This window comes from Imperialibacter roseus, assembly GCF_032999765.1.
Classification (GTDB): domain Bacteria; phylum Bacteroidota; class Bacteroidia; order Cytophagales; family Cyclobacteriaceae; genus Imperialibacter; species Imperialibacter roseus.
Window position 1 is genome coordinate 910841 of sequence record NZ_CP136051.1, and the last position, 22303, is coordinate 933143.

Consider the following 22303-nt stretch of genomic DNA (forward strand, 5'->3'; position numbering starts at 1 on the left):
ATCCACTTTTTCCATATCGTTTAACACAAGCAAAGACTCAAATGCAAAAGAAAATTCTATTCGTTGCTCTTGTCACATTGATGACAAGCACGCTCCACGTTAAAGCACAGTATGCCAAACAAGACAGCACTTACAAGCGGTACTTCGTTGGTAGCACGGTATTTCTTCTAGGCAATTTGGACCGTGTAAACCCACCCAACTTCGCCCAACTCAACATAGGCTATCGGATTACAGGAAAAGATGCTATTACACTAGAACCAAAAACGTGGAAATATGCATGGCCAAATGGTATTCACCCGTTTCTAAACAAGGCATACGGAAAGGATGAAGAAAAATTTCCGGGATATGTGCGTGAATTTGGCTTATCGGTGGCTTATCAGCGATTTTTCTGGAAGGGCTTGTATGCCGAGCTTAATGTGATGCCTACGCTGCAAAATTTTGTGAATGTGGACGGCGATAAAATTGACAATGGCTTTCAGGTTTTCAATACGTACCGTGCGGGTTATCACATCAAACTTTTTAAGGATAAATTTTTTATTCAGCCATCTATTGCCATCACCCATCGTGCTTATCACACAAGACTGCCCGACGGGTTTAAACAGTTGGATGACAAATGGCCCAAGTTCATCTTCGGAGAGCCGGGATTTCACTTTGGGTTTAATTTTTAGTTGATGACTTATGAGCACACATGAAATAGCCATAAGGAATACCTTACCCAACGGACCGGCGTGGAACGATGAATAACCTGTCAGCAGACTAAGATCTATTCCGTAATGGTACAGGCTATTCCCGCTTCGGCGGACCGATCTGGCCGCTAAAAAGTAAATTTTATACAGATGAAATCTCCATGAGCGACTTTAGCACACCCGAACGAAAATGAATATTGAGTAACTTTCAAGGGTTATCGAAACCCTTGAAAGTTATATGGAAACGGGAGAAGTAGCTTTTGAACAAATAGTGAAGGTCGGCTGTGGCCTTGACGTACATCAGGCGGTGATCGTAGCGACGATCAGCAAAGGGCAGAATGACTACCAGACCAGGGAGTTTGAAGCCTACACAAGTTCTTTGACAGAGTTAAGAGATTGGTGTAAAAGCCAGGGAGTTACCCATGTGGCAATGGAAAGCACAGGCGTTTACTGGAAGCCAGTATTTAATATACTGGAAGAGGACTTTGAAATTATTCTGGTCAACGCCCGCCACGTGAAGAATGTACCAGGGCACAAAACAGACAAACGTGACAGCAGATGGATCAGCAAGTTGCTGTTGGCTGGCTTGTTAAGAGGAAGTTTTATTCCTCCAAGAGACATTAGAGAGTTGCGGGATCTTGTCAGGTACAAAAAGCGCCAAGTAGAACATGTAGCCAGCGAGAAGAACAGATTGATAAGGATACTGGAAGATGCCAATATCAAACTCAGCACTGTACTTACCGAAGTTCATGGTGCCACTGGTAGTAAAATCATCAATGATATCATTGATGGTAAGACCAATGTGGATGATTTAATGAAGCACATTCACGGGAAGGTAAAGGCCAACCGAGAAGACATCCGTAAAGCCCTTGAGGGAAAATTAACAGCCCATCATCGTTTTATGCTCAATATTATCAGGAAGAGCATTGAGGAAAAAGAAGGGATCATTGGAGAACTGGAGCAACATATAGACCGATCCACTGCTCAGTATGCTGTAGAAATAGACTTGCTGCAAACCATCGATGGGGTGGGAAAAGACAGCGCCATCAGCATTATCAGTGAGATTGGTGTAGACATGAATCAGTTCCCTAACGAGCATCACTTGAGTAGTTGGGCAGGGCTGAGCCCGGGGAACAACGAGAGTGCGGGTAAAAAAAAAGCACAAGGACAGTTAAGGGAAACCGCTACCTGAAGTCTCTTTTGGTGGAATGTGGTTGGGGGGCGACAAGAAAGAAAGACGGCTACCTGAAGCGCAAATATCAAAGTTTAATTGCACGCAGAGGCAAAAAGAAAGCGCTGGTAGCAGTTGGTCATAAGATTATTATCGCCGCCTACCATGTTCTAAAAAACAAAGAGGCCTACAAGGAACCGCTATTGCACGACAGTGCTGAACGAAACAAGAAGCAGATCAAAAGACACTTAGCCAAACTAAAAGAGCTAGGCTACGATTTGGTTTCTGCCGCTTAAAGAACTTTAAAAGGCCGGTCTGTTACTGGAGCGTCTTCAATGACAGCCTGTAGATGAAATTGGTCTAACAAACAGGTTAAGCACCCAACGATGTAGCCAATCCCGATTTATCGGGAAGGAGCACGAACATGAAAATTTACTCTCTTAACCTTGTTATGGATACTTTACTACTTGATCGAAACAAAATTATATACACATGAAATAGCCATAAGGAAGCCATACCCAGCGGAATGAATAAAGTCGTAGAACAGTCGACTATCGCTTCCAAAAGGTTTTTTGCTATTCCATCTGGCCGCTAAAAAATAAATTTTATACAGATGAAATCTCCATGAGCGACTTTAGCACACCCGAACGAAAATGAATATTGAGTAACTTTCAAGGGTTATCGAAACCCTTGAAAGTTATATGGAAACGGGAGAAGTAGCTTTTGAACAAATAGTGAAGGTCGGCTGTGGCCTTGACGTACATCAGGCGGTGATCGTAGCGACGATCAGCAAAGGGCAGAATGACTACCAGACCAGGGAGTTTGAAGCCTACACAAGTTCTTTGACAGAGTTAAGAGATTGGTGTAAAAGCCAGGGAGTTACCCATGTGGCAATGGAAAGCACAGGCGTTTACTGGAAGCCAGTATTTAATATACTGGAAGAGGACTTTGAAATTATTCTGGTCAACGCCCGCCACGTGAAGAATGTACCAGGGCACAAAACAGACAAACGTGACAGCAGATGGATCAGCAAGTTGCTGTTGGCTGGCTTGTTAAGAGGAAGTTTTATTCCTCCAAGAGACATTAGAGAGTTGCGGGATCTTGTCAGGTACAAAAAGCGCCAAGTAGAACATGTAGCCAGCGAGAAGAACAGATTGATAAGGATACTGGAAGATGCCAATATCAAACTCAGCACTGTACTTACCGAAGTTCATGGTGCCACTGGTAGTAAAATCATCAATGATATCATTGATGGTAAGACCAATGTGGATGATTTAATGAAGCACATTCACGGGAAGGTAAAGGCCAACCGAGAAGACATCCGTAAAGCCCTTGAGGGAAAATTAACAGCCCATCATCGTTTTATGCTCAATATTATCAGGAAGAGCATTGAGGAAAAAGAAGGGATCATTGGAGAACTGGAGCAACATATAGACCGATCCACTGCTCAGTATGCTGTAGAAATAGACTTGCTGCAAACCATCGATGGGGTGGGAAAAGACAGCGCCATCAGCATTATCAGTGAGATTGGTGTAGACATGAATCAGTTCCCTAACGAGCATCACTTGAGTAGTTGGGCAGGGCTGAGCCCGGGGAACAACGAGAGTGCGGGTAAAAAAAAAGCACAAGGACAGTTAAGGGAAACCGCTACCTGAAGTCTCTTTTGGTGGAATGTGGTTGGGGGGCGACAAGAAAGAAAGACGGCTACCTGAAGCGCAAATATCAAAGTTTAATTGCACGCAGAGGCAAAAAGAAAGCGCTGGTAGCAGTTGGTCATAAGATTATTATCGCCGCCTACCATGTTCTAAAAAACAAAGAGGCCTACAAGGAACCGCTATTGCACGACAGTGCTGAACGAAACAAGAAGCAGATCAAAAGACACTTAGCCAAACTAAAAGAGCTAGGCTACGATTTGGTTTCTGCCGCTTAAAGAACTTTAAAAGGCCGGTCTGTTACTGGAGCGTCTTCAATGACAGCCTGTAGATGAAATTGGTCTAACAAACAGGTTAAGCACCCAACGATGTAGCCAATCCCGATTTATCGGGAAGGAGCACGAACATGAAAATTTACTCTCTTAACCTTGTTATGGATACTTTACTACTTGATCGAAACAAAATTATATACACATGAAACACTGCATGACATCAAAGTCAGTTTGAAACTGAAGCTCGCTACACTGTGGGCGAGCTTTATGTTTCTCTACATTTATGTTGATTATTTCGCTCTGTACATGCCTGGTAAGGTAGAAGGTATGCTAGCAGGGAAGGTATTTGTATTCGATATTACGCCAGGATTTCTTTTGCTTGCACTCGCCTCAGTGACAATTCCGGCACTGATGATTTTCCTTTCCGTTGCCTTGCCGAATAAAGCAAATCGTTGGGCAAACATCGCTATTGCCATGTTGTATATTCCTTATACGTTGTTTAACCTGGCTGGCGAGGCATGGATGCACATGGTGTTTGGCGCCGTTGTAGAAGTAGCTCTTCTTAGTCTGATTATCCGTTATGCTTGGAAATGGCCTCGTATCGAAGCATGAGTAGCGAAAATTTCTTGATAATTATTGGAATGTTCAGGTTTGTTGAACGTGGCTGGCTTGGATTCTCCGCCGCAAAGTATAATTTTATTCATCGGCATGACTAAGTGCTAGAGGAAAGATTAGTGCTTTTAATCTCCACTGATCATAAGAATTGGTCGTTGAGAGCCAGAAACCCAGGATATTCAATCTAGCCCAGAACATCATGGAGAACCTTATTAAATTCTTTAATAATACTGTCCCACTTTCTGAAACAGTCATAAGCATGATGGCGGGGATGTTTGTTTGCGATGAACTGAAGAAGGGGGCGTATTTTATAAAAACAGGAGAATATGCAAGTGAAGTTGCCTTTTTGGAAACCGGCATTGTCAGGGCTTTTTATGTCAACAATGAGGGGAAAGAATATAACAAAACCTTCTTTTCAGCGCCTTCAATCATCGGCTCCTATGCGTCACTCATCAGCAAGCAAAAGAACAATGTTGCCCAGCAGGCGCTTACCGATTGCAAAATTTGGAAAGCTTCGTTTCATGAAATAGAAAAGGTATCCGAAGGGAATTTCGAGATAGAAAGATTGAGACGAATGATAGCAGAAAATTACTTTTTGAGCAACGAGAAAAAAGAACTCGAGATGGCTATGCTGGACGCCGACAAGCGATATTTGATCATGCAGGAGGAGTATCCGGGAATTGAATTACGAATTCCACAATACCATATTGCCTCTTACCTTGGCATTAGTCCTACCCAATTGAGTAGAATCAGAAAAAACCGATCCCTCTGACCAGCATTTCTTTACATATGTAAATGCGCAGCTGTTTTTGACGCTCTTACTTTACAATTCAATTTTAACCAAAATCGATATTGTAATGGAAAGCAATGAACTCAGTTTTTTCAAAGGCTTATTTGTTGTTTCAGTGCTATGGAACCTAATAGGAGCAATTTTTGGCTATTTCAATACCGCTTTCACGTTCAATGGTTTTTTTAACCGGGAGTTAGCAGACCCGCTTTATTATGCCATCTATCAAGGGGCATGGGGGACAACACTGGTCTATTTTATCGGCTATTCTATAGTGGCGTACAATCCACTGAAACATACAGGAATTGTCATAGTAGGCGGGATCGGTAAAGTTGGCTTTGCCATTTCGTTGTTAAAGTTCTACCTGTCGGGGCTTGCCGGGCCTGTTGTGTTCATAGTTGTAGTCGGTGATTTCATTTTTTCGCTCCTTTTCATGTATTACTTCTTCAGGCTGTATCAAACAAAAGAAAGTATCCTCTAATCAGCGGAAATCGTGCAAGTTACAATGTTGCTGATCAGCGCATTCGGTTTCTTGTCAATAGCATCTCACGCTCAACAGTCATGGGAAATTGACAAGAACAAAGACGGTATCATTGTTTATACTAAAGAAGAAGAAGGGTCAGCTTTCAAATCTTTTAAGGCTGTTGTGACAATCCATGCAGCGGCGGGTGAAATAGTAGAAATACTAAAAAATGCAGACGACTATACTAAATGGTACGGCTATACAAACACATCGGCACTCCTAAAGGAAGAGGGTGATACACAATACAATTATGTTGAAACCATATTTCCGTGGCCATACAGTAATAGAGACATGGTTTACCGGATGTCTGTTAATGCGTCTGTCAATGGAGTAATAAAAATTTTACTGAAAGGAATGCCTGACTACCTACCCGAAAAGCAAGGAATAGTGCGCATGAAAAAGGCAGAGGGGTACATTTTATTACAGCCTATCGGCGAGAAAACAGAAGTGACCTATGTATTTCACTCCGAACCCGGAGATAATATTCCGCCATGGCTGGCAAACAATTCAATAGCTGAACTGCCTTTTCGAACACTGTCTGGATTAAGGAAACTCCTCAAAGAATAAAACTCTCAGATAGCAGCCTTCGGCATCCATTTAAATGCATTCAGTATTTCAAATACCAGCTGAAGTTATGGTCAAGTATGTGTTGCTTGTTTGACCTGATGTAGTCCAGGAATGCCTGGCTAACTGGTGAAAGTCTTTTCCCCTTTAGCCAAATGAGGCGCCATTTTGTGATAATGGGGAGATCCATCATAGGTAAAATGTGGATTTCCTTGCTCATCAGTTCATGGCGCATGCCAATCAGTGGCATAATGGAATGCCCAATCCCTGCAATTACCGCCTGCTTTACCGCCTCGTTGGAGGTTAGCTCCATCCTTTTTCTTTGCTTGCCTTCACGTGATTCAAAGTAATGCTCCATCGCCATCCGGGTGGCTGATCCCTCCTCCCTGTAAATCAATGGCTTGCCTTCATTGCGTGCGGGCGTGTTGCCCATGAGGTAGAGCTTATTTTCTATCAGCAGCTCTTCCTCTACTTCCAGCCTTTCCGGCACCACAGACACGAGCGCAAAGTCGATTTCATTATTTTTCAAACTTTCGATTACCCGACTCTTATTAGTCACATCAAGGACGATGTCGATTCCTTTGTGCTCATCCAGAAAGCCGCTTAGGAAATATGGTATTACATATTTTCCGGTCGACGCCGATGAGATGGACAGCTTGCCTGTAAGGATACCCTGAAAAGCCTGCGTTTTATAATTGATGTTTTCCAATTCCTGAATCACCCGCTCAGCAATTTTAGCGACTTCCTTTCCAAAATCGGTGACGTAGAGCTGCCGTCCAATGACCTCAGTAAGCGGTATTTCAAACTGGTCTTGAAGGTTTCTTAGCTGAATCGAAACGGCAGGTTGAGTCATAAAAAGCTCTTCCGATGCCTTTGTCACACTTCGTGTTTGCACCACTTTTAAAAATATCTGAAGCTGATGGATGGTATAGTTCATAAATATTTGTTATGCTTTTCATAACAAATATAAATAAAAATATATGAAACGCTTTTTCAAACTTTGCCCATCAATCAAACAAAATTTACATGATAACACAACAGGAAGAGCCCATCAAAAAACAGAAAAAAGAAAATTTTGAGCTGGTCAATGGTGAGTTTTCAGCTAGTGAGGCCATAGAAATCATTGAGGATTTGTATGCCAGGAATATCAATTTTCATGAGATCAAAAGTTTTAGTGAGCTAATACGCTACGACGCCAAAGACGAAGCGACTTTAGCTCGGCTAAACTCACTGAAGGAGACCAAGGAACAAGTAGGAAAACTACTTCAAACTGCCCGGGAAGATGGCCGGTCTTTGAGAGTTTCGTCGACCATTTCAATTGAAATTATCTAATCTAATTCACTCAAACCAAATCGAGATATATTATGCCATATAATTTTCTTATTGCGTTTGCTTTGCTTCCCCCCGCTGCTTTTGTAGCGACGGCCCTGGCTTCATGGTTTCAACCGGGGATTCACCCGGCGTTAACCCGACGACTTGGCGCAGCCTCTACTATGATAAGCATCATGGCGGCTGCTATGTGCGGTTACATCGTTTTCCAGGATGGCCTTTTTCAGACCGATTTAGTCGGTTGGTACGACTTAGGCTTTAGTCTTCGCCTTGATGTTGTGAGTGCCATCATGGTGGGTATGATTGCTTTGCTGGGGTTTGTTATCTTTAAATTCAGTATTAACTATCTGGATGGAGACCAGCGCCAGGGCGCCTTCCTTGGCAGGCTTGCGGCTACCATTGCATCGGTGCAACTACTGGTAATGGCTGGAAACCTTGCTCTTCTATTTGTGGCTTGGGTTTTAACCAGCGTATCCCTGCACAGGCTTTTGGTCTTTTACAACCACAGGGCTGGTGCCATTATCGCTGCAAGAAAGAAATTTATAGTAGCCAGGCTGGCAGATGTTTGTCTTCTCGTGGCATTTGTAATCCTATACAATCAGTTCGGGTCGGGTAACCTTGAAACTATTTTCACTTCTATTAGAAGTGTCAGTGCCTCTGCGTCACCTTGGGAGGGGGTAGAAGTTGTTGCGATATTTTTAGCGATGGCGGCCATATTGAAATCTGCTCAGTTTCCAACTCACGGATGGTTGATTGAAGTGATGGAAACACCCACGCCGGTTTCAGCCTTGTTGCATGCCGGCCTCTTAAATGCTGGCCCTTTCTTGATCATCCGAATGGCCTACGTAATGGATGCCAGCAAGGCGGCACCACTTCTTTTGATGGCTGTTGGGGGAATCACAGCGCTTTTCGCCTCTGTAGCCTACTTGACACAACCCTCTGTGAAAACAGCCTTAGGCTACTCAAGCGTTGCACACATGGGATTTAGTCTCATGGTATGTGGCATGGGCGTGTACCCGGCAGCCATGCTTCACCTTGTGGCTCATTCATTTTACAAAGCGCATTCCTTTCTTTCTTCCGGCAGCGCCGTTGACCTTCTGAGAATGTCAAAAATAGCTAAGCTAAGCAGCTCTGGAAACCCCAGGAGCATTGCATTAGGACTTGGGTTGGCTTTAGCTCTTTATTCAGGCTTCGCCATTTTGTGGGGCATTGACCCTGCGAAAGACTTTTCGCTGCTGGCGATTGGAGCTGTGATCACTATGGGTTTGTCGAAGATATTTGTATCAGCGATTGAAGCGAACAGAAACCCTGCTCTGATGTTTCATGCCATATCGCTTGCCTTGCTCGTTACGCTTGCTTTCTTCACACTTGAGTCAGCCATGCATTCCCTTCTCCTGGGCCAGGTTCCGGAAGTTTCAACTCCTGGATTCGGTACAATGATCTTGACGGGATTGTTACTTCTGGTCTTTGCATCCGCTGTAATCATTCAAATGGTTTCTCCTAAAATCCCGCACAATACCTCTTATTATGCCCTTGCCATTCATTTCCGCAATGGATTCTATGCCAATGCCCTCTTCGATAGGTTAATCAGCTCATTGCGCATTTTGCCGCAGGACGATTCACAGCCTTTAACTCAGCGTCCACTCAATCGATTTGAAGCTTATGGGGTCAAAATTAACGAGCAGGAAGAAGAGTTGAACGCAGTATAAAAACTTCCTCATAGGTAAGAGAGATTTAACCATAAAACCTGATATAGATAGATATGACATACCAAAATCAAATGAATACAGTGAATATGAGTAGTAGTGAGCATCTCAAGGTGCTACGTGAGGCTTGCAAAAAGATAGCACCAGTTTGGCCTCTGGAAAACTTTGTAGCTGTAAATCCATACTTGGGTCACGCTGATCAAACATTTGAAAGCACCGCCCAAACCCTGGCGAAAATAGGTGGTATTCAAATGGCGCTACCACTATCCTTCTACCTTCAGAAAATCAAAGAAGGAAGAATCACCCGAAGTGATCTGCAATCGGTTTTGTCCAAAAAATCAAAAGAGAAAACAAAAGTCGACGACTTTATTGCTCTCATTGAAAGTGCCACCGACGAGACAACGGGAGTTTCCACAGTAGCGACTCTGGCGGACGTGGCTACCCAGGTTACCGGAAAGGACTGGAATCGGTTTGCTACGTCAAGGATGTCCACCTGGGCGGCATCGTATTTTGACGACGGGCAGGCAAGCTGGGCCGCTGCTGACCAACAAGCAGCTCTTTTTTCGGCCTGGAAATTTGAAGCTGAAGTTGACAATACAACAGATATCATGGGACTGAAGGGCTTCAGAAAAGCAGCCAAATCATTGCCGGGCGACCCTGTTAAAGCCATGGATGCAGCACTTCAAATCCTGGAGATGCAGGCAAATATGTTGCCCATTTATCTGCATCGGTTGCTGTTGAGTGTGGGTGGCTGGTCGGCCTTTGCCGCAAGATTGGATTGGGAAAGCGAACTGAATGGGGGTAAAGACGGTAAATTGATGGAGTTTCTCATCGTTTTACTTTGCTGGGAAGCATGTCTTTTCCAAGCCCTCGATAGTCCAAAGCTTAGGGTAAAATGGTTGACAGCCAAAAAATCAATGGTGTTGACATCGACGCCATCAGAAATCAATCAACAACTAACACAAAAACTAATTTTACAAGAGGCCTTTGATCAGGCAGCGCAGCGAGAGATCATTCAAAAATTCAAAGAACCAAAAGCAATAAAGAGCCTATCAGCTTCCCAGGTGAAGGCACAGGCCATATTCTGTATCGATGTCCGATCAGAAGTGTATCGCCGGAACCTGGAGCTGGTAGACCAGGGGATAGATACAATCGGCTTTGCCGGGTTCTTTGCTTTTCCTATCAATTATGTGCCCATAGCACACGATCAGGGAGTAGCCCAATGCCCGGTTCTTATTACGACAGGCGCCACCATTTTGGAAGAAATTCCTGATAAGAAAACGCATGAGCAGGCACGAAAAAGCAGAACGCTGAAACACCAGGTGCAGCACATATTGAAGTCGTTCAGGTCAGGAGCCGTTACTTGTTTTAGTTTTGTGAGTCCACTGGGGTTGTCCTATCTACCCAAGCTCTTCACTGACAGCTTTGGGCTCAGCCGTCCGGTTCCTCATCCTGATCATGTAGGGTTAAAGGACAAATATATGAAGCTCAAAGGAGCTAGTCTGAATGTGGCGACACACGGCAATGTGGCAGCAGGTATACCATTGGAGCAGCGTGTTCAGATGGCAAAAAATGCCTTAAATGCGATGTCGCTCACGAGCGATTTTGCCCCGTTTGTGCTAATAGTTGGCCATGGAGCCACTACTGTCAACAACCCGCATGCAAGTGGATTAGATTGTGGTGCCTGCGGCGGGCGGAGTGGAGAGCCCAATGCCAAAGTTGCTGCCGCGGTACTGAATGATAGACAAGTGAGGCAATTACTGAAGGCTGAAAACATTCACATACCGGACACTACTGTTTTTCTTTGCTGTCTGCACGACACCACTACCGATGAAGTAACGATTTTCAATGAGCAAGAAGTGCCAGCTAGTCGGGCAAATGAGTTGGAAGAACTGAAAACTTCGCTGGCAAAAGCTGGCCATGCTTCACGTACCGAACGAGCTCTTCGGATGACTACCAAAGGAAAGGTGGATGATGCTATCATGAGAAGAAGCAAGGATTGGTCGCAGGTTCGCCCTGAATGGGGCCTGGCAGGATGTTCAGCTTTTGTCGTCGCTCCCAGGTTCAGAACAAAAGACCTTGACCTGCAGGGCAGGAGCTTCCTTCATTCTTATGACTGGAAGAAAGACGAGGGATTTAAGGTGCTCGAGCTGATCATGACTGCTCCCATGGTGGTCACCAGCTGGATCAACTTGCAGTATTTTGCTTCCACGGTGGACAATAAAAATTTTGGTTCCGGAAATAAGACACTCCATAACGTGACTGGCGGCGTGGGTGTGTTGGAAGGGTTCTCGGGAGACCTGAGGGTCGGTCTGCCGATCCAATCAGTCCACGATGGTAAAAACTTCCAGCATGAGCCAATCAGACTCAAAGTGATCATCGAAGCCCCCACCGAGGCTATCGACGCTGTGCTTGAAAAACACAGTGCAGTACGGAACTTGTGTGACAACGAGTGGATTCACCTGCTGGCGATGGATGATGAGGGTATGGTTGCTCGCCGCTACGCTGGAAATTTGCTCTGGGAAGAGATTGGGGCAGTTGGAGTGTAACGGTTGAAGGATTTTTTAAAAAAAGGCCCTGATTTTTTCAGGGCCTTTTTGGTGCTATCAACAGTATCAGTTTTTGTAAGCCTTGTCCAAAAACACGTACCGGGCGTCGTCTTTTGCATCTACTGCTTTGGACTCTACATCGATGATCATGACTGGAGGCGTCGTGTCTTTGGCTTCGGCAGCTGGCCAGTTGGGCACGCCTTCACCATTCGGGTTGCCGGTTTTAATGAAATTGGCAAAGAAGTTTTCCATGGTTTCTGACACTTTGAAGTCGTCGGGCGTCCAGGCATAGTCGTCGACAAGGTAAAGGTTGCCCATGCAGTACTCAATTTCTGAGGCGTGGGAAGCGCCAACTGGTTCTGGCATTTTCGGTGCATTTTCATCTTTCTTCACAGTGCCGCCCGCCAAACCTGAAGCAAGCGTTTGGTCTCTTAGCGGGGGTCTCACTCTGCTGAACAGGTAGCGATACACCGGCTGGTTGCTATTTTTTCTGTGCAGGTCAAACCACTTCCAGGTACTGTAGGAAATGAATCTGTCAGATGCCAGGGCTGTGGCCGAAAGTTCGATCTCTTTTTCTGAGCCATGAGGATACAGCTTGAGTACTTCGCTGTGGGTGTCAGGATAGGCCTCTTTCACCTTTGCCACATAGCTTTCTTCGTTGTAGGGCTTGCCTTGCATAAAGGCCATGCCAGGGATTTCTGCAGAATTCCAGCCCAGCAATAAAGGCACCATGGCCTGCTCCTTGGCATTGAAAATCTGAGGGATGGTTTTAGGATAAAAATACCCATCAATGACTGTCGGGAACCCAAAACGTCTGGATGCCTGGTAAATCTCATATACTTCTTTGGTGCTAAGAGCTCTCAGTTCTTTCAGTGTTGGGTAACCAGCTTTTTGCGCAAACTCAAGTCCTGTTTTTTCAGCCTCAGCCAATGGCACAGGAGCCAGGGTTGGATTGATAGCAGCGCCGCTTTCGCCTATGGCACCGGCAATCAGGTTTTTGGAGAGGGGAGAGGCCATTTGTGCACTCACCGAAATAGAACCTGCTGACTCACCTGCAATAGTTACCTTCTTAGGGTCGCCACCAAAAGCAGCAATATTTTTCTGTACCCATTTGAGGGCAGCATTTTGGTCAAGCAGCCCGTAGTTGCCAGAGCCTTTGTAAGGCGACTCAGCGCTCAGTTCGGGGTGAGCAAAGAAGCCAAAGATGGCCAGGCGGTAGTTAACGGTAACTACTACGATGCCCTTCTTGGCCATGCTGGCTCCATCGTAGCGTGGCTCAGAGCCATCGCCAGCTACAAAGCCGCCGCCGTAGAAATAAACAAGGACGGGGAGGCCGGTTTCTTTGGCTTTAGCGGGTGACCACACGTTCAGGTAAAGGCAGTCTTCGCTGATACCGTCGGAACGGAAGTTCATGTCGCCGAACACCGCTGCCTGCACGGCACGTGGGCCAAATTTCTTGGTTTGCTTCACACCACTCCAGTTGTCAACAGGCTGCGGCGCTTTCCACCTCAGGTCGCCAACAGGTGGTTTGGCAAAGGGGATGCCGAAGTACATTGATAAGCTGGTAGTCACATCGTAGTTGCCTTCGATGGTGCCATTTTCAGTTTTTGCTTGTACGGGAAAACTATTGTTTTTCTGTGCCATGGTTGTAGCGCTGATCAAACATAGCCACCCCATGAGCAAGGTGAGTTTTTTCATATGTTAGTAGGTGTTTTATTATTGTCTCAATTTGTAACAATAATAAAAGAACTTTTGGATAACTCCTATTAATTGTCAATTATTGGGAGTGATGAATCAGCGTTGTGGTCCTGTGGTGCACACGGCGAGGGCTGCAGCCGGGCTGGTGGCACGCATTTTACACTCTCAATGCTCAAATGAATCCAAAGGAATTCCTTCCTCATATTGCTTACGACTCGGTGATCTTCGGTTTCTCTGGCGACAAGCTGAAAATCCTGATCATGGAGTATCACAATACCAGGCTGTTTGCACTGCCAGGGGGCTTTGTGAGAACCAATGAGGCGCTGAATGATGCAGTGCGAAGAGGGCTCAAGGAGCGGACCGGACTAGACGACATTTTTCTGGAACAGTTCTACACCTTTGGCGACATGGCTCGCTTCAAACCGGAGGTGATGAAAACGATCATGCAAGGCCTCAACGACAAGGTGCCCGACAACCACTGGCTGCTCGACCGTTTCATTTCGGTGGCCTACTACGCACTCATCGACTACAAGCAGGTGGTGCCCCGGCCGGACGCCATTTCAGATTCTTGTACATGGTATGACGTAGACAATTTGCCTGTGCTGATACTCGATCATCAAAAAATTGTCGACAAAGCACTTCAAACACTCAGGCAAAACCTCGACCACAAGCTGACCAACCTGCTACCCGAGAAATTCACCATGAAAGAGCTACAGTCGGTGTATGAGGCCATTCTTGGAGAAAAGTTGCGCCGCACTACTTTCCAGCGGAAGTTGCTGGCGTCGGACCTGCTGGTACGCCATGAGAAGCTGTACAATGGAGGAGCACACAAAGCGCCGTTTCTTTATTCGTTTGCAAGGAGTGAGGATTTGGAGGGTTGAGGAATTGGGTATTGGACAACGATGTACCAAATACCCATTATTCGCAGCAAAGATGGGATGACATGCGTCGGTACGGCAAGAGGGCAAAAGGGAGGGGCCGTCAGACGCCAATCAGCGTCCCAGACGTCTGACGGTTTCCTTCGCTGATAGCCAATGCTACCGTGCCGACGCCTTCTTCGTGCGGTCTTCCGTCTTCGGTCTTCCGACCTTTCCGTTCTTAAAGCGTTTCGCCAACAAATTCCACAAACCTTTCCACTTCCGCTTTCGAGTTGTAGATATGCGTCGATACCCGGATGGCGTCGAGATGGCTTTCGGGCACGACTCGTAGACGGAAGCCTGCTTTGGCACCCAGGCTATTGAACTCCCTGTAGCCAATGTTTTTCGGTTTGAATGTAACCATACAGATCCTCGACTGCTTTTCGGCAGGGGTAAGGATGTCGAGCTTTGTTTTGAGTCCCGAAAGCCCTTCGAAAAGAAGGCTCGACAATTCCCGTACCCTTTCCTCTATTTTTTGTTTGCCTACCGACATGTGGAAATCGGCTGAAGCTGCAGCACCCATGTACATAGGTGTACTTTGGGAACCGTAGTCGTAGCGATGGGCAGTGGGAACATAGGTCGCCATACTGGGCGGGTTACTGTACAAATCCCAGCCGGTGTCGGAATAGGCCCCGACTTGATAGACTTGTAAAGTGTCGAGCAATTCTTCCCTTACATAAAGAAATCCGGTGCCATTCGGTCCAAGCATCCATTTGTGGCAGGAAGTGGCATAAAAATCGCAGCCGAACTCCTTCAGGTTCAGGTTGAAAGTACCTGCACCATGCGCTCCGTCAATAGCCGTGAAAATGCTTTTGCTTCGGGCCCAGGCAGCAATCTCTTTGATGGGCAGCACAAGGCCGGTGGTGCAAGTAATATGGGGGACGGCAATAACCCTGGTTTTGGTTGTCACCAATGCTTTTATTTTACTTAAGTTTTCGTCCGCCGTGAGCCCCGGTTCGAATGGCTTAAGTACAATACCATGCAGTTTGGCCCGGTTGAGCCAGGGGAGTGCGTTACCCACATGCTCGTGCAGGGTGACGATGACTTCATCTCCTGCTTTGAGCGGCAATCCCCAGGTAACGATGTTGATTCCTTCGGTGGTGTTGTGTGTCAGGCTGAGCTCTTCCGTTTTTACGCCGGCATAGGCTGCCAGTACTTCTCTTGCTCTGTCGGTATGGCCGTACTCGCCGGTACCATTGGTTTCATCGAGGTATTTTTTAATGGTGTCAAGTACCGGAGTTGGCGAGGGGCCAAAGGTGCCATTGTTGAAATACACCCGCTTGTCTTGTAGCGGAAAGGCTTTTCTCAACTCGGCCCAGTAGGCCTCGCCGTCTGCTGTTGGGAATTGGAAGGAAGCTGGTACAGTTGATAGAAATGGTATGGCGGAGATACCGATGGCACTTTTGGAGGCTTGTTGAAGAAAGCTGCGTCTATTACTCATAACCCCTAAGTTGTATTCCTTATTTAAAACAGACAAGGCTTTATTTTTATAAGGCCTGGTTGGAAGGGCGATAAAACCGCCAGTCTCATTCCTACCCGTTGCAAACGGGTAGGATGGGTTTTAATCCACAAAAGTCTCCTTTAATACCCTTTTTACCTCAGTAATTTCATGTGAAGCCAATTTGCCCAGCAACCGAATGACCCGCTGCTTGTCAATAGTTCTTATCTGATCCAGTACAATCCACCCCTCAGTTTTATCATGATTGACCCGCACCCTCGTTGGGTAGTTTTTTGATGTTGAGGTCATCGGCGCAATTGTTACAGTGCGAATGTTGAAATTTAGTTCATTAGGCGATATGATGACGCAAGGCCTTGTTTTTTTGATTTCACTTCCCACCGTAGGATCAAGGTTGACGAGAACGATGCTGTATTGACTTAATTCCATTCGTCGAAGTCTTCTTCAGCCAATACATCGTCGATCAAAAGCTTGTCATCTCCCTCTTTCGCCATTTCTTTAAAGGCGTTGTCCCAACCTTTTCTCGGTTGCTGAATAGGCCGTAGCACAATCTGATCCTTTTCAAATATCAACTCCACTTCATCAGTAATGTGGTATTGTTCGAGCACTTGTTTGCTTAGCCTGAGCCCTTTTGAGTTACCTATTTGAATAATAGATGTCTTCATAATGATGTTATGTAATTACAAAGTTATTACATTCCTTGAGAACATTCAAATGATATCCGACCAGGATTGAAAAGGCGATAAAATCGCCAATCTCATTCCTACCTGTTGCAAACGGGTAGGATGGAGGGTAAGTGGCCTATCCGGTTATTTATTCTCAAACGATTTATCAGGATACGCTGGCACTGGTGGCACCGGCCTTGGGTCTTCTTCGATCTTCTTTTGTAAAAACTCGATGGCAGCCTTCAGCTGAGCATCTTCCCCTTCGAAGGTCGCATGAGGCAGGTTGTCGACCACAATATCTGGCTCGAACCCATGGCCTTCCACCAGCCACTTGCATTCTGGCCCATAAACACCCATCATGGGAGCCCTGGCAATGCCACCATCGCTCAAAGTATTGACACCGCTCAGCCAAATCTCACCTCCCCAGGTGCGGGTGCCAATGGCTGTGCCCAGCTCCAGCCTTTTGAAACCATCGGCAAAGGATTCGCCATCCGACGCCGTGTTTTGGTCTACCAGAATCACGATATGCCCTCTGAAAGCGTACTGCATGTTCCAGTACGGTTTGCCGGAGCGGCTTTTCCAGTACATCCACGCCTTTCTCAATAGCTTCTCCAGCACAAAGCTTTCGATATTGCCGCCCCGGTTGTGGCGCACATCTATGATCAGGCCCTGTCTGTCAAATACCGGATAGAACTCCCGGTACCACTGCTCAAGATCGTTGCTGCCCATAGCTTGCAGGTGAACATAACCCACACTGTTCGCTGTGGCTTTGTCTACCTCCAGCCTTCTGGAATATTCCCAGTCCCTGTAACGCAAGCTGTAAGGGTTGCTCATAGGCACCACTATCACATCCTTTTCAACGGAGCCACGTTTTACGCTCATTCTGACCTGCTTACCGGCCTGGTTGCGGATCAATTCTCCAATGTCCACAGCACTCAAAGCTGCCTTCCCATTCACACTGGTAATGACGTCCCCCACTTTGATGTCCAGATAGGGGTCGTCCAGTGGCGACTTTTCATCAGGATAGTCTGGATCAGCTTTATAAATGTAGTCGATGCTGTAGCCTCCTTTGCTGTCGTCTCTCGAACAGATGGCACCAAGGCTGGCCACCACTATGTTGAGCTCGTCTTCTCTCGTGTCGCCGCCTCTCACGCTGGTGTGCAGGGCAGAAAGCTCACCAACGAACCGACCGATGAGATCCGAAAGCTCTTCTCTTGTCGTTACCCGATCCACCAAAGGCAGGTATTTGGCATGCATAGCATCCCAGTTGACACCGTGCATGTTTTTGTCGTAGAAGTAGTCCCTTTCCATGCGCCAGGCATCAGTAAAGATCTGCTCCCAGTCTTCTTTAGGTGTAATGGCAAACTTCCAGCCGCTGAGGTCGATCTTCTTATCGTTCAAGTCAGCCACCTTACTGGTGCCCGCTTCAACCATGTAGTAATTCCTTTGTTTTACCACCAATATTTTCTCTCCATTCCCAGTTAGATCGAAGCCGTTGATGTCTTCAATCATCGTGACCAGCTTGGGGTCGTCGTTGGTGATCTTTACTACGCCAAGGTGCGTTTTGGCGCCAACCCCTGTTTCTCTACTCAGCATGTAAAGGCCTTTCTTTGTCACCTCAAGTCCTCTGTAGTTGCCCGGGCTAACGGGCACTTCTTCAATTCTTTGCGTAATGCCGTCTTTGTCTATTTTTATGGCAACCGCAGGCTTAGCTTCCTCCTTCTTATCACCTTCCTTACCATCAGGCTTGTCTGTTTTAACAGCTAATTCATCGTCAGGACGGAAGGGTGATCTCGTACCTTTTTGAAGGGATATGTGGTAAATCTTTTCCTTGGCATCAAAATACGGCTCTGGCTGTCTTGCTCCCCAGGGTGAGCCTACCAACGTGGTAAAGCTGCGATCCGATAAAAAATAGATGAATTTTCCATCGGGGCTCCAGGCAGGAAAAACGCTGTTCGCTCGGTCGGTAGTAATGGGGAAAGTATCACCCGTATCGACATTGGATACAAAAATCTGATCCATCGTATTGTCGGCCGACTGTACGAAGGCTATCCATTTGCTGTCGGGAGACCACGAAAACATGCCGATGCCTTCTTCGCCGGTTGAGATTCTTTTGCTGACTCCCGTTGCCAGATTCAGGACAAACATATGCCTCTCCAGGTCGTCGTAAGCCAGCCATTTTCCGTCGGGCGATGGCGCCCCTTTGTATCTTAGCACGGTGCCGTCTTTCGTGATAGCTTTCTGGGCACCAATGCCATTGGCAGGCATACTGATGAATTCAAACTCTCCGCTTTCGTCGGAAAGGGTGTAAATATTCTTGCCGTCGGCGGAGAAAACGGCATCTCTGTACCGAACGTCTTTTTTGTCAGTGAACTCCACTGTTCTGCCCGATTTCACCGGAACAGCGAAGACCCGCCCTCTGGCCGTGATCACAATTTTGTCTCCTTCCTTGTCAGGTGAAACAGAACTGATGTACTGAGCTGGATTGTCTACCCATCTTTCCCTGAGCTGATCCAGGTCCGTGGGAATCCTGATGTCGATTTTGGTTTGCGTGTCGTCAGGAATGCTGTAGTGCCAGATATCGGCGCCCCATTGGTAAACAATTTGGCCATTGTGGAGGCCAGCGTCCCGAACGTCAAAGTCTTTGTGAGTAGTGTGCTGGGTCAGGCCGCCACCGTTTTCGTTGATCGACCATATGTTCATGGTGCCGTCTCTGTCTGTGATGAAATAAACACGCCCATTGTACCACATGGGATGGTGGCTTTCGCCTGCATAGCCGAGTGTAAGCTGAACTGCCTCCGGGCTTCCTTCGGTATACTTCCAAATCTGTCGTGCAGTGCCTCCTTTGTACCTCTTGGTCACATTGCCGTGGTACGATGGCCTTACGAAGTATACCGTTTTACCTGTGGCGTCGAACGACGCTTCGCTGGCCTGCGCAAGTGGCACCCTGGATTTCTTTTTGGTGGCAGGGTCAATGGTTACCAGCTGACGGTCAGGCAGTGTGGCAAACGCTCTTGTATCGTACACTACTTTTCCGTCGGGCGTCCAGCAGTTCATCGTGGAGGCATCGCCCTCATAGGTCCAGCGGGTGGGTAAGCCACCGGAGATGGGCATGGTGTAAATCTCCTGCGGCCCTTCGTAGCTGGCCGAAAAGGCAATGGTGGTGCCGTCTGGAGAAATGGCAGCATCCGTTTCTTCTTCTGCGTGAGTGGTGAGTCGTTGCGCCAGGCCACCGGTAAGAGGCACTGTCCAAATATCGCCTTCGGCGGTAAACACTACGGTGTTGCCGTGGATATTGGGGAAGCGGTAGTAGCCTTCAACGCCCTGGGAGATTGAACTGTTGGCGATAAGTAATAGGGTTAAAGTAAAACCGTAGTTAATAGATAGGCGGAATTTCATTTTTGAGTTCATGGTTAATGGGTCGATAAATCAAAATAGTATGCCAGGCGAATGGCCTGTCGCATAGGGTGGAGATTGCGATGCTCAGGCAGTGATGTTGCAGCGCAAAGGAATAATTAGTTATTCAATTTAATATTTTCGCCAGAAACTGAACCTTCCATTTATGTATTTTTCACTCAAAGACGCAGAGGTTGGTTTACCCTCATTCCCACCTGCTGACGCCAAACTGATTAAGGTATTCTTCCAGCGGGCCCATGCCACTCAGGGTTCGTATTGAATCTATGTTTGTTGTATCGGCCAAAGGCCAAACATAAGTTGAGTCAAATCTCATGCCTGTGGTCGGGTCGGTTTTGTATTCAGTACGTACCTGGGTGCCGTAAATCTGAGGCTCTCCTCTGTGCATCAGGTATCTGTCCTGATACATGGCCGCAAGGCTCTTTTTTAGTTCATTTCTGCTGGCAGCATCAATGATAAGGTCATAGTATTTGTCCTGAATACTATCTGGAGCGTGCTGAAGCACATAAAAGGTTGCTCTGCCGGCAGAACCGCCCACCATTGATTCTCCGGGGTAGCCACCCACCATGTCAATGATCTCAACAATCCGCCTTACATTGGAAGAATCTGCCTGCCAGATTTTCTTTATTACTTCCTTTGCTTTCGGAGAGTTCCTACCACCAGTTTCTTCTATTGCCAGTAACTCTTTTCTGTACCTCTGGTCAATTTCCAAAATACTATCAAGCTCCACCGTTAGTTTTTCCTTGTCGAAACTTGGTTTTGGTTGACAGCCGAGGATAAATGATACGGAGGCTATTAGAAGGAAGTATCTTTTCATGGCTCTGGGTTCATTTTGCAGTGAACTTAAGAAAGAAAATGTGAAAATGGTATTTATTGAAAACCTGGAACTTATACTTTGTCTGCTACTTTAGCACCTCTTTCAAAAACGCCACCATCTTATCAGTAAACTGCGGCTTGTCATACTCCTGCGTGCCATGGCCAGCGCCATACACCACTTCAAACTGCACCCTCACGTGATTTGCCTCGCAAGCACCCACCAGCTCCAACGACTGGTTGATCGGTACCTGAATATCCTGTTCACCATGCGCAATGAAGATCGGTGGGTCGGTAGGGTCAACCTGATAAACAGGACTGGCCAGCTTTGCCAGGTCTGGCACTTGTTCTACAGGCTTGCCCAGCAGGAGAGCCAGTGCTGGTGCCCGCACACTGATGCCGTGTGGGGTTGACTGACTCAGGATGGTTGTAAAGTTGGTGGGGCCGTACAGGTCAATGGTTGCCTGCACGTCGGAGCTTGTGGTCAGGAAGTCGCCAAGAGTACCTTCCAGTTCCTTGTTTCCGTTGGTAGTGCCGATTAATGCAGCCAGGTGCCCACCTGCGGAGGAGCCCGCCACGATAATTTTGTCAGACCTGTACCCATATTTTTTGGCATTAGCCCTCAGGTAGCGAATGGCAGCCTTGACATCGTGCGCCATGGCCGGAAAGGGTGCCTCCACGCTCAGTCGGTAGTCGACGCTTGCCAGGGCATAACCATTTTCGAGCAGCCCTTTGGGTGGGTTTTCTTTTGAACCCGAATGCCAGGCGCCTCCATGCACCCACACCACCAGGTAAGGGTTAGGCGAATTTTCAGGCAGGTATATATCGACTAGCAGGTCCCTGCCTGTTTTTGCATAAACAATGTTCTTGTACTGCTGTCCGACAACCAGCTGCGTGGATAGAAGTAGCAGTAGCGCTGTCACCAGGGTTGTTTGTGTGGTATACTTTCTCATCATGTTGCAGATTAGCAGTTCATCTCTATTTCTGGATGGGACTTATGGGAAAACAGCGGCTATAGCTTCTTCCGCTATCCTCTCATCTTCCGATTCGGTGAGTCCGCTGATGCCGATGCCACCAATTACTTTTTCATTTTGGACAATTGGGAGGCCACCACCAAAGCCGGTAATGCCAGTATCGGTCCAGTAGCCTTGTTCACGATTAACGGTGCGCATAAATTCTCCCATGGACCTGGTTGATTTCCAGTCCCTGGCGCTGGTGTAAGCCTTACTTTGGGCGATTTGGGCTGTGGCTGGATTGGCACCGTCCATGCGAAGAAAGGAGATGAGCTCCCCTTCAGTGCCTGTTATGGCTACAGCGATGCTTTTATCGATTTCTTTAGCCAGCTCTACGGCTTTTGCAACGAGCTTGAGGGCTTCTTCCGCACTTACTTTCTGAATCGTATGCATTTACACTTAGTGGGTTTAAGTTATTTGTGTCTTTTACGTGGTAAGCCCTGAAAATAGGCATAATATTAAACTTTTGCCCG

The 22303-nt window shown here is 46.8% G+C and carries 22 protein-coding genes; 13 read left to right on the forward strand and 9 right to left on the reverse strand.

Features of this window, described 5'->3' with window-relative positions; all coding sequences use genetic code 11:
* Nucleotides 1-41: 41 nt before the first annotated feature.
* The 9 genes from RT717_RS03930 (at nt 42) to RT717_RS03970 (ending at nt 6273) form a co-directional block, all read left to right on the forward strand.
* On the forward strand, nt 42-668 hold the full coding sequence (locus RT717_RS03930) for a hypothetical protein (RefSeq protein WP_317490429.1): 627 nt from the start codon (nt 42-44) through the stop codon (nt 666-668).
* Between the two features lie 256 nt (nt 669-924).
* Nucleotides 925-1878 (forward strand): IS110 family RNA-guided transposase, encoded by a 954-nt coding sequence (locus RT717_RS03935; RefSeq protein WP_317489103.1) that lies wholly within the window; start codon nt 925-927, stop codon nt 1876-1878.
* Nucleotides 1879-1889: 11 nt separating this feature from the next.
* Nucleotides 1890-2153, forward strand: a complete 264-nt coding sequence (locus RT717_RS03940; protein ID WP_317489102.1) for a hypothetical protein — start codon at nt 1890-1892, stop codon at nt 2151-2153.
* A gap of 405 nt (nt 2154-2558) precedes the next feature.
* Nucleotides 2559-3512: an IS110 family RNA-guided transposase gene (locus RT717_RS03945; RefSeq protein ID WP_317489103.1), complete on the forward strand. Its 954-nt coding sequence runs from the start codon at nt 2559-2561 to the stop codon at nt 3510-3512.
* 11 nt (nt 3513-3523) lie between these two features.
* The gene (locus RT717_RS03950; protein ID WP_317489102.1) at nt 3524-3787 is read left to right on the forward strand and encodes a hypothetical protein; all 264 of its coding nucleotides are present in this window, start codon (nt 3524-3526) and stop codon (nt 3785-3787) included.
* Nucleotides 3788-3958: 171 nt separating this feature from the next.
* Nucleotides 3959-4393, forward strand: coding sequence for a DUF6326 family protein (locus RT717_RS03955; protein ID WP_317490430.1), 435 nt, complete (start codon nt 3959-3961; stop codon nt 4391-4393).
* A gap of 202 nt (nt 4394-4595) precedes the next feature.
* Nucleotides 4596-5168, forward strand: a complete 573-nt coding sequence (locus tag RT717_RS03960; protein ID WP_317490431.1) for a Crp/Fnr family transcriptional regulator — start codon at nt 4596-4598, stop codon at nt 5166-5168.
* A gap of 85 nt (nt 5169-5253) precedes the next feature.
* The gene (locus tag RT717_RS03965) at nt 5254-5664 is read left to right on the forward strand and encodes a hypothetical protein (RefSeq protein ID WP_317490432.1); all 411 of its coding nucleotides are present in this window, start codon (nt 5254-5256) and stop codon (nt 5662-5664) included.
* 12 nt (nt 5665-5676) lie between these two features.
* Nucleotides 5677-6273, forward strand: coding sequence for an START domain-containing protein (locus RT717_RS03970; RefSeq protein ID WP_317490433.1), 597 nt, complete (start codon nt 5677-5679; stop codon nt 6271-6273).
* A 40-nt stretch (nt 6274-6313) separates the two neighbouring features.
* Here the strand turns inward: RT717_RS03970 and RT717_RS03975 are convergent, their stop codons facing one another.
* Nucleotides 6314-7207 (reverse strand): LysR substrate-binding domain-containing protein, encoded by an 894-nt coding sequence (locus tag RT717_RS03975; protein WP_317490434.1) that lies wholly within the window; start codon nt 7205-7207, stop codon nt 6314-6316.
* 89 nt (nt 7208-7296) lie between these two features.
* Between RT717_RS03975 and RT717_RS03980 the strand changes: the two genes are divergently transcribed.
* The 3 genes from RT717_RS03980 to RT717_RS03990 all read left to right on the forward strand — a co-directional run bounded on the left by RT717_RS03980 (nt 7297) and on the right by RT717_RS03990 (nt 11854).
* Nucleotides 7297-7602, forward strand: coding sequence for a hypothetical protein (locus tag RT717_RS03980; RefSeq protein ID WP_317490435.1), 306 nt, complete (start codon nt 7297-7299; stop codon nt 7600-7602).
* 32 nt (nt 7603-7634) lie between these two features.
* Nucleotides 7635-9308, forward strand: a complete 1674-nt coding sequence (locus RT717_RS03985; RefSeq protein WP_317490436.1) for a proton-conducting transporter transmembrane domain-containing protein — start codon at nt 7635-7637, stop codon at nt 9306-9308.
* 71 nt (nt 9309-9379) lie between these two features.
* On the forward strand, nt 9380-11854 hold the full coding sequence (locus RT717_RS03990; RefSeq protein WP_317490437.1) for a YbcC family protein: 2475 nt from the start codon (nt 9380-9382) through the stop codon (nt 11852-11854).
* 66 nt (nt 11855-11920) lie between these two features.
* On the opposite strand, the gene RT717_RS03995 is transcribed toward RT717_RS03990, so the two are convergent.
* A complete protein-coding gene (locus tag RT717_RS03995) occupies nt 11921-13552 on the reverse strand; it encodes a carboxylesterase/lipase family protein (RefSeq protein WP_317490438.1) in 1632 nt (543 codons plus the stop codon).
* Between the two features lie 176 nt (nt 13553-13728).
* Here RT717_RS03995 and RT717_RS04000 point away from each other — a divergent pair, with 176 nt between their 5' ends.
* A complete protein-coding gene (locus RT717_RS04000) occupies nt 13729-14433 on the forward strand; it encodes an NUDIX hydrolase (protein WP_317490439.1) in 705 nt (234 codons plus the stop codon).
* Nucleotides 14434-14650: 217 nt separating this feature from the next.
* On the opposite strand, the gene RT717_RS04005 is transcribed toward RT717_RS04000, so the two are convergent.
* The 7 genes from RT717_RS04005 to RT717_RS04035 all read right to left on the reverse strand — a co-directional run bounded on the left by RT717_RS04005 (nt 14651) and on the right by RT717_RS04035 (nt 22223).
* On the reverse strand, nt 14651-15910 hold the full coding sequence (locus RT717_RS04005) for an aminotransferase class V-fold PLP-dependent enzyme (protein WP_317490440.1): 1260 nt from the start codon (nt 15908-15910) through the stop codon (nt 14651-14653).
* Nucleotides 15911-16030: 120 nt separating this feature from the next.
* The gene (locus RT717_RS04010; protein ID WP_317490441.1) at nt 16031-16354 is read right to left on the reverse strand and encodes a type II toxin-antitoxin system PemK/MazF family toxin; all 324 of its coding nucleotides are present in this window, start codon (nt 16352-16354) and stop codon (nt 16031-16033) included.
* A complete protein-coding gene (locus tag RT717_RS04015) occupies nt 16345-16590 on the reverse strand; it encodes an AbrB/MazE/SpoVT family DNA-binding domain-containing protein (RefSeq protein WP_317490442.1) in 246 nt (81 codons plus the stop codon). Before RT717_RS04015 ends, RT717_RS04010 begins: the two co-directional genes overlap by 10 nt.
* A gap of 144 nt (nt 16591-16734) precedes the next feature.
* The gene (locus tag RT717_RS04020; RefSeq protein WP_317490443.1) at nt 16735-19989 is read right to left on the reverse strand and encodes a S41 family peptidase; all 3255 of its coding nucleotides are present in this window, start codon (nt 19987-19989) and stop codon (nt 16735-16737) included.
* 202 nt (nt 19990-20191) lie between these two features.
* On the reverse strand, nt 20192-20821 hold the full coding sequence (locus RT717_RS04025) for a DUF6624 domain-containing protein (RefSeq protein ID WP_317490444.1): 630 nt from the start codon (nt 20819-20821) through the stop codon (nt 20192-20194).
* A gap of 85 nt (nt 20822-20906) precedes the next feature.
* Nucleotides 20907-21773 (reverse strand): alpha/beta hydrolase, encoded by an 867-nt coding sequence (locus RT717_RS04030; RefSeq protein ID WP_317490445.1) that lies wholly within the window; start codon nt 21771-21773, stop codon nt 20907-20909.
* A gap of 39 nt (nt 21774-21812) precedes the next feature.
* Nucleotides 21813-22223 (reverse strand): GlcG/HbpS family heme-binding protein, encoded by a 411-nt coding sequence (locus tag RT717_RS04035; RefSeq protein ID WP_317490446.1) that lies wholly within the window; start codon nt 22221-22223, stop codon nt 21813-21815.
* Nucleotides 22224-22303: the final 80 nt, after the last annotated feature.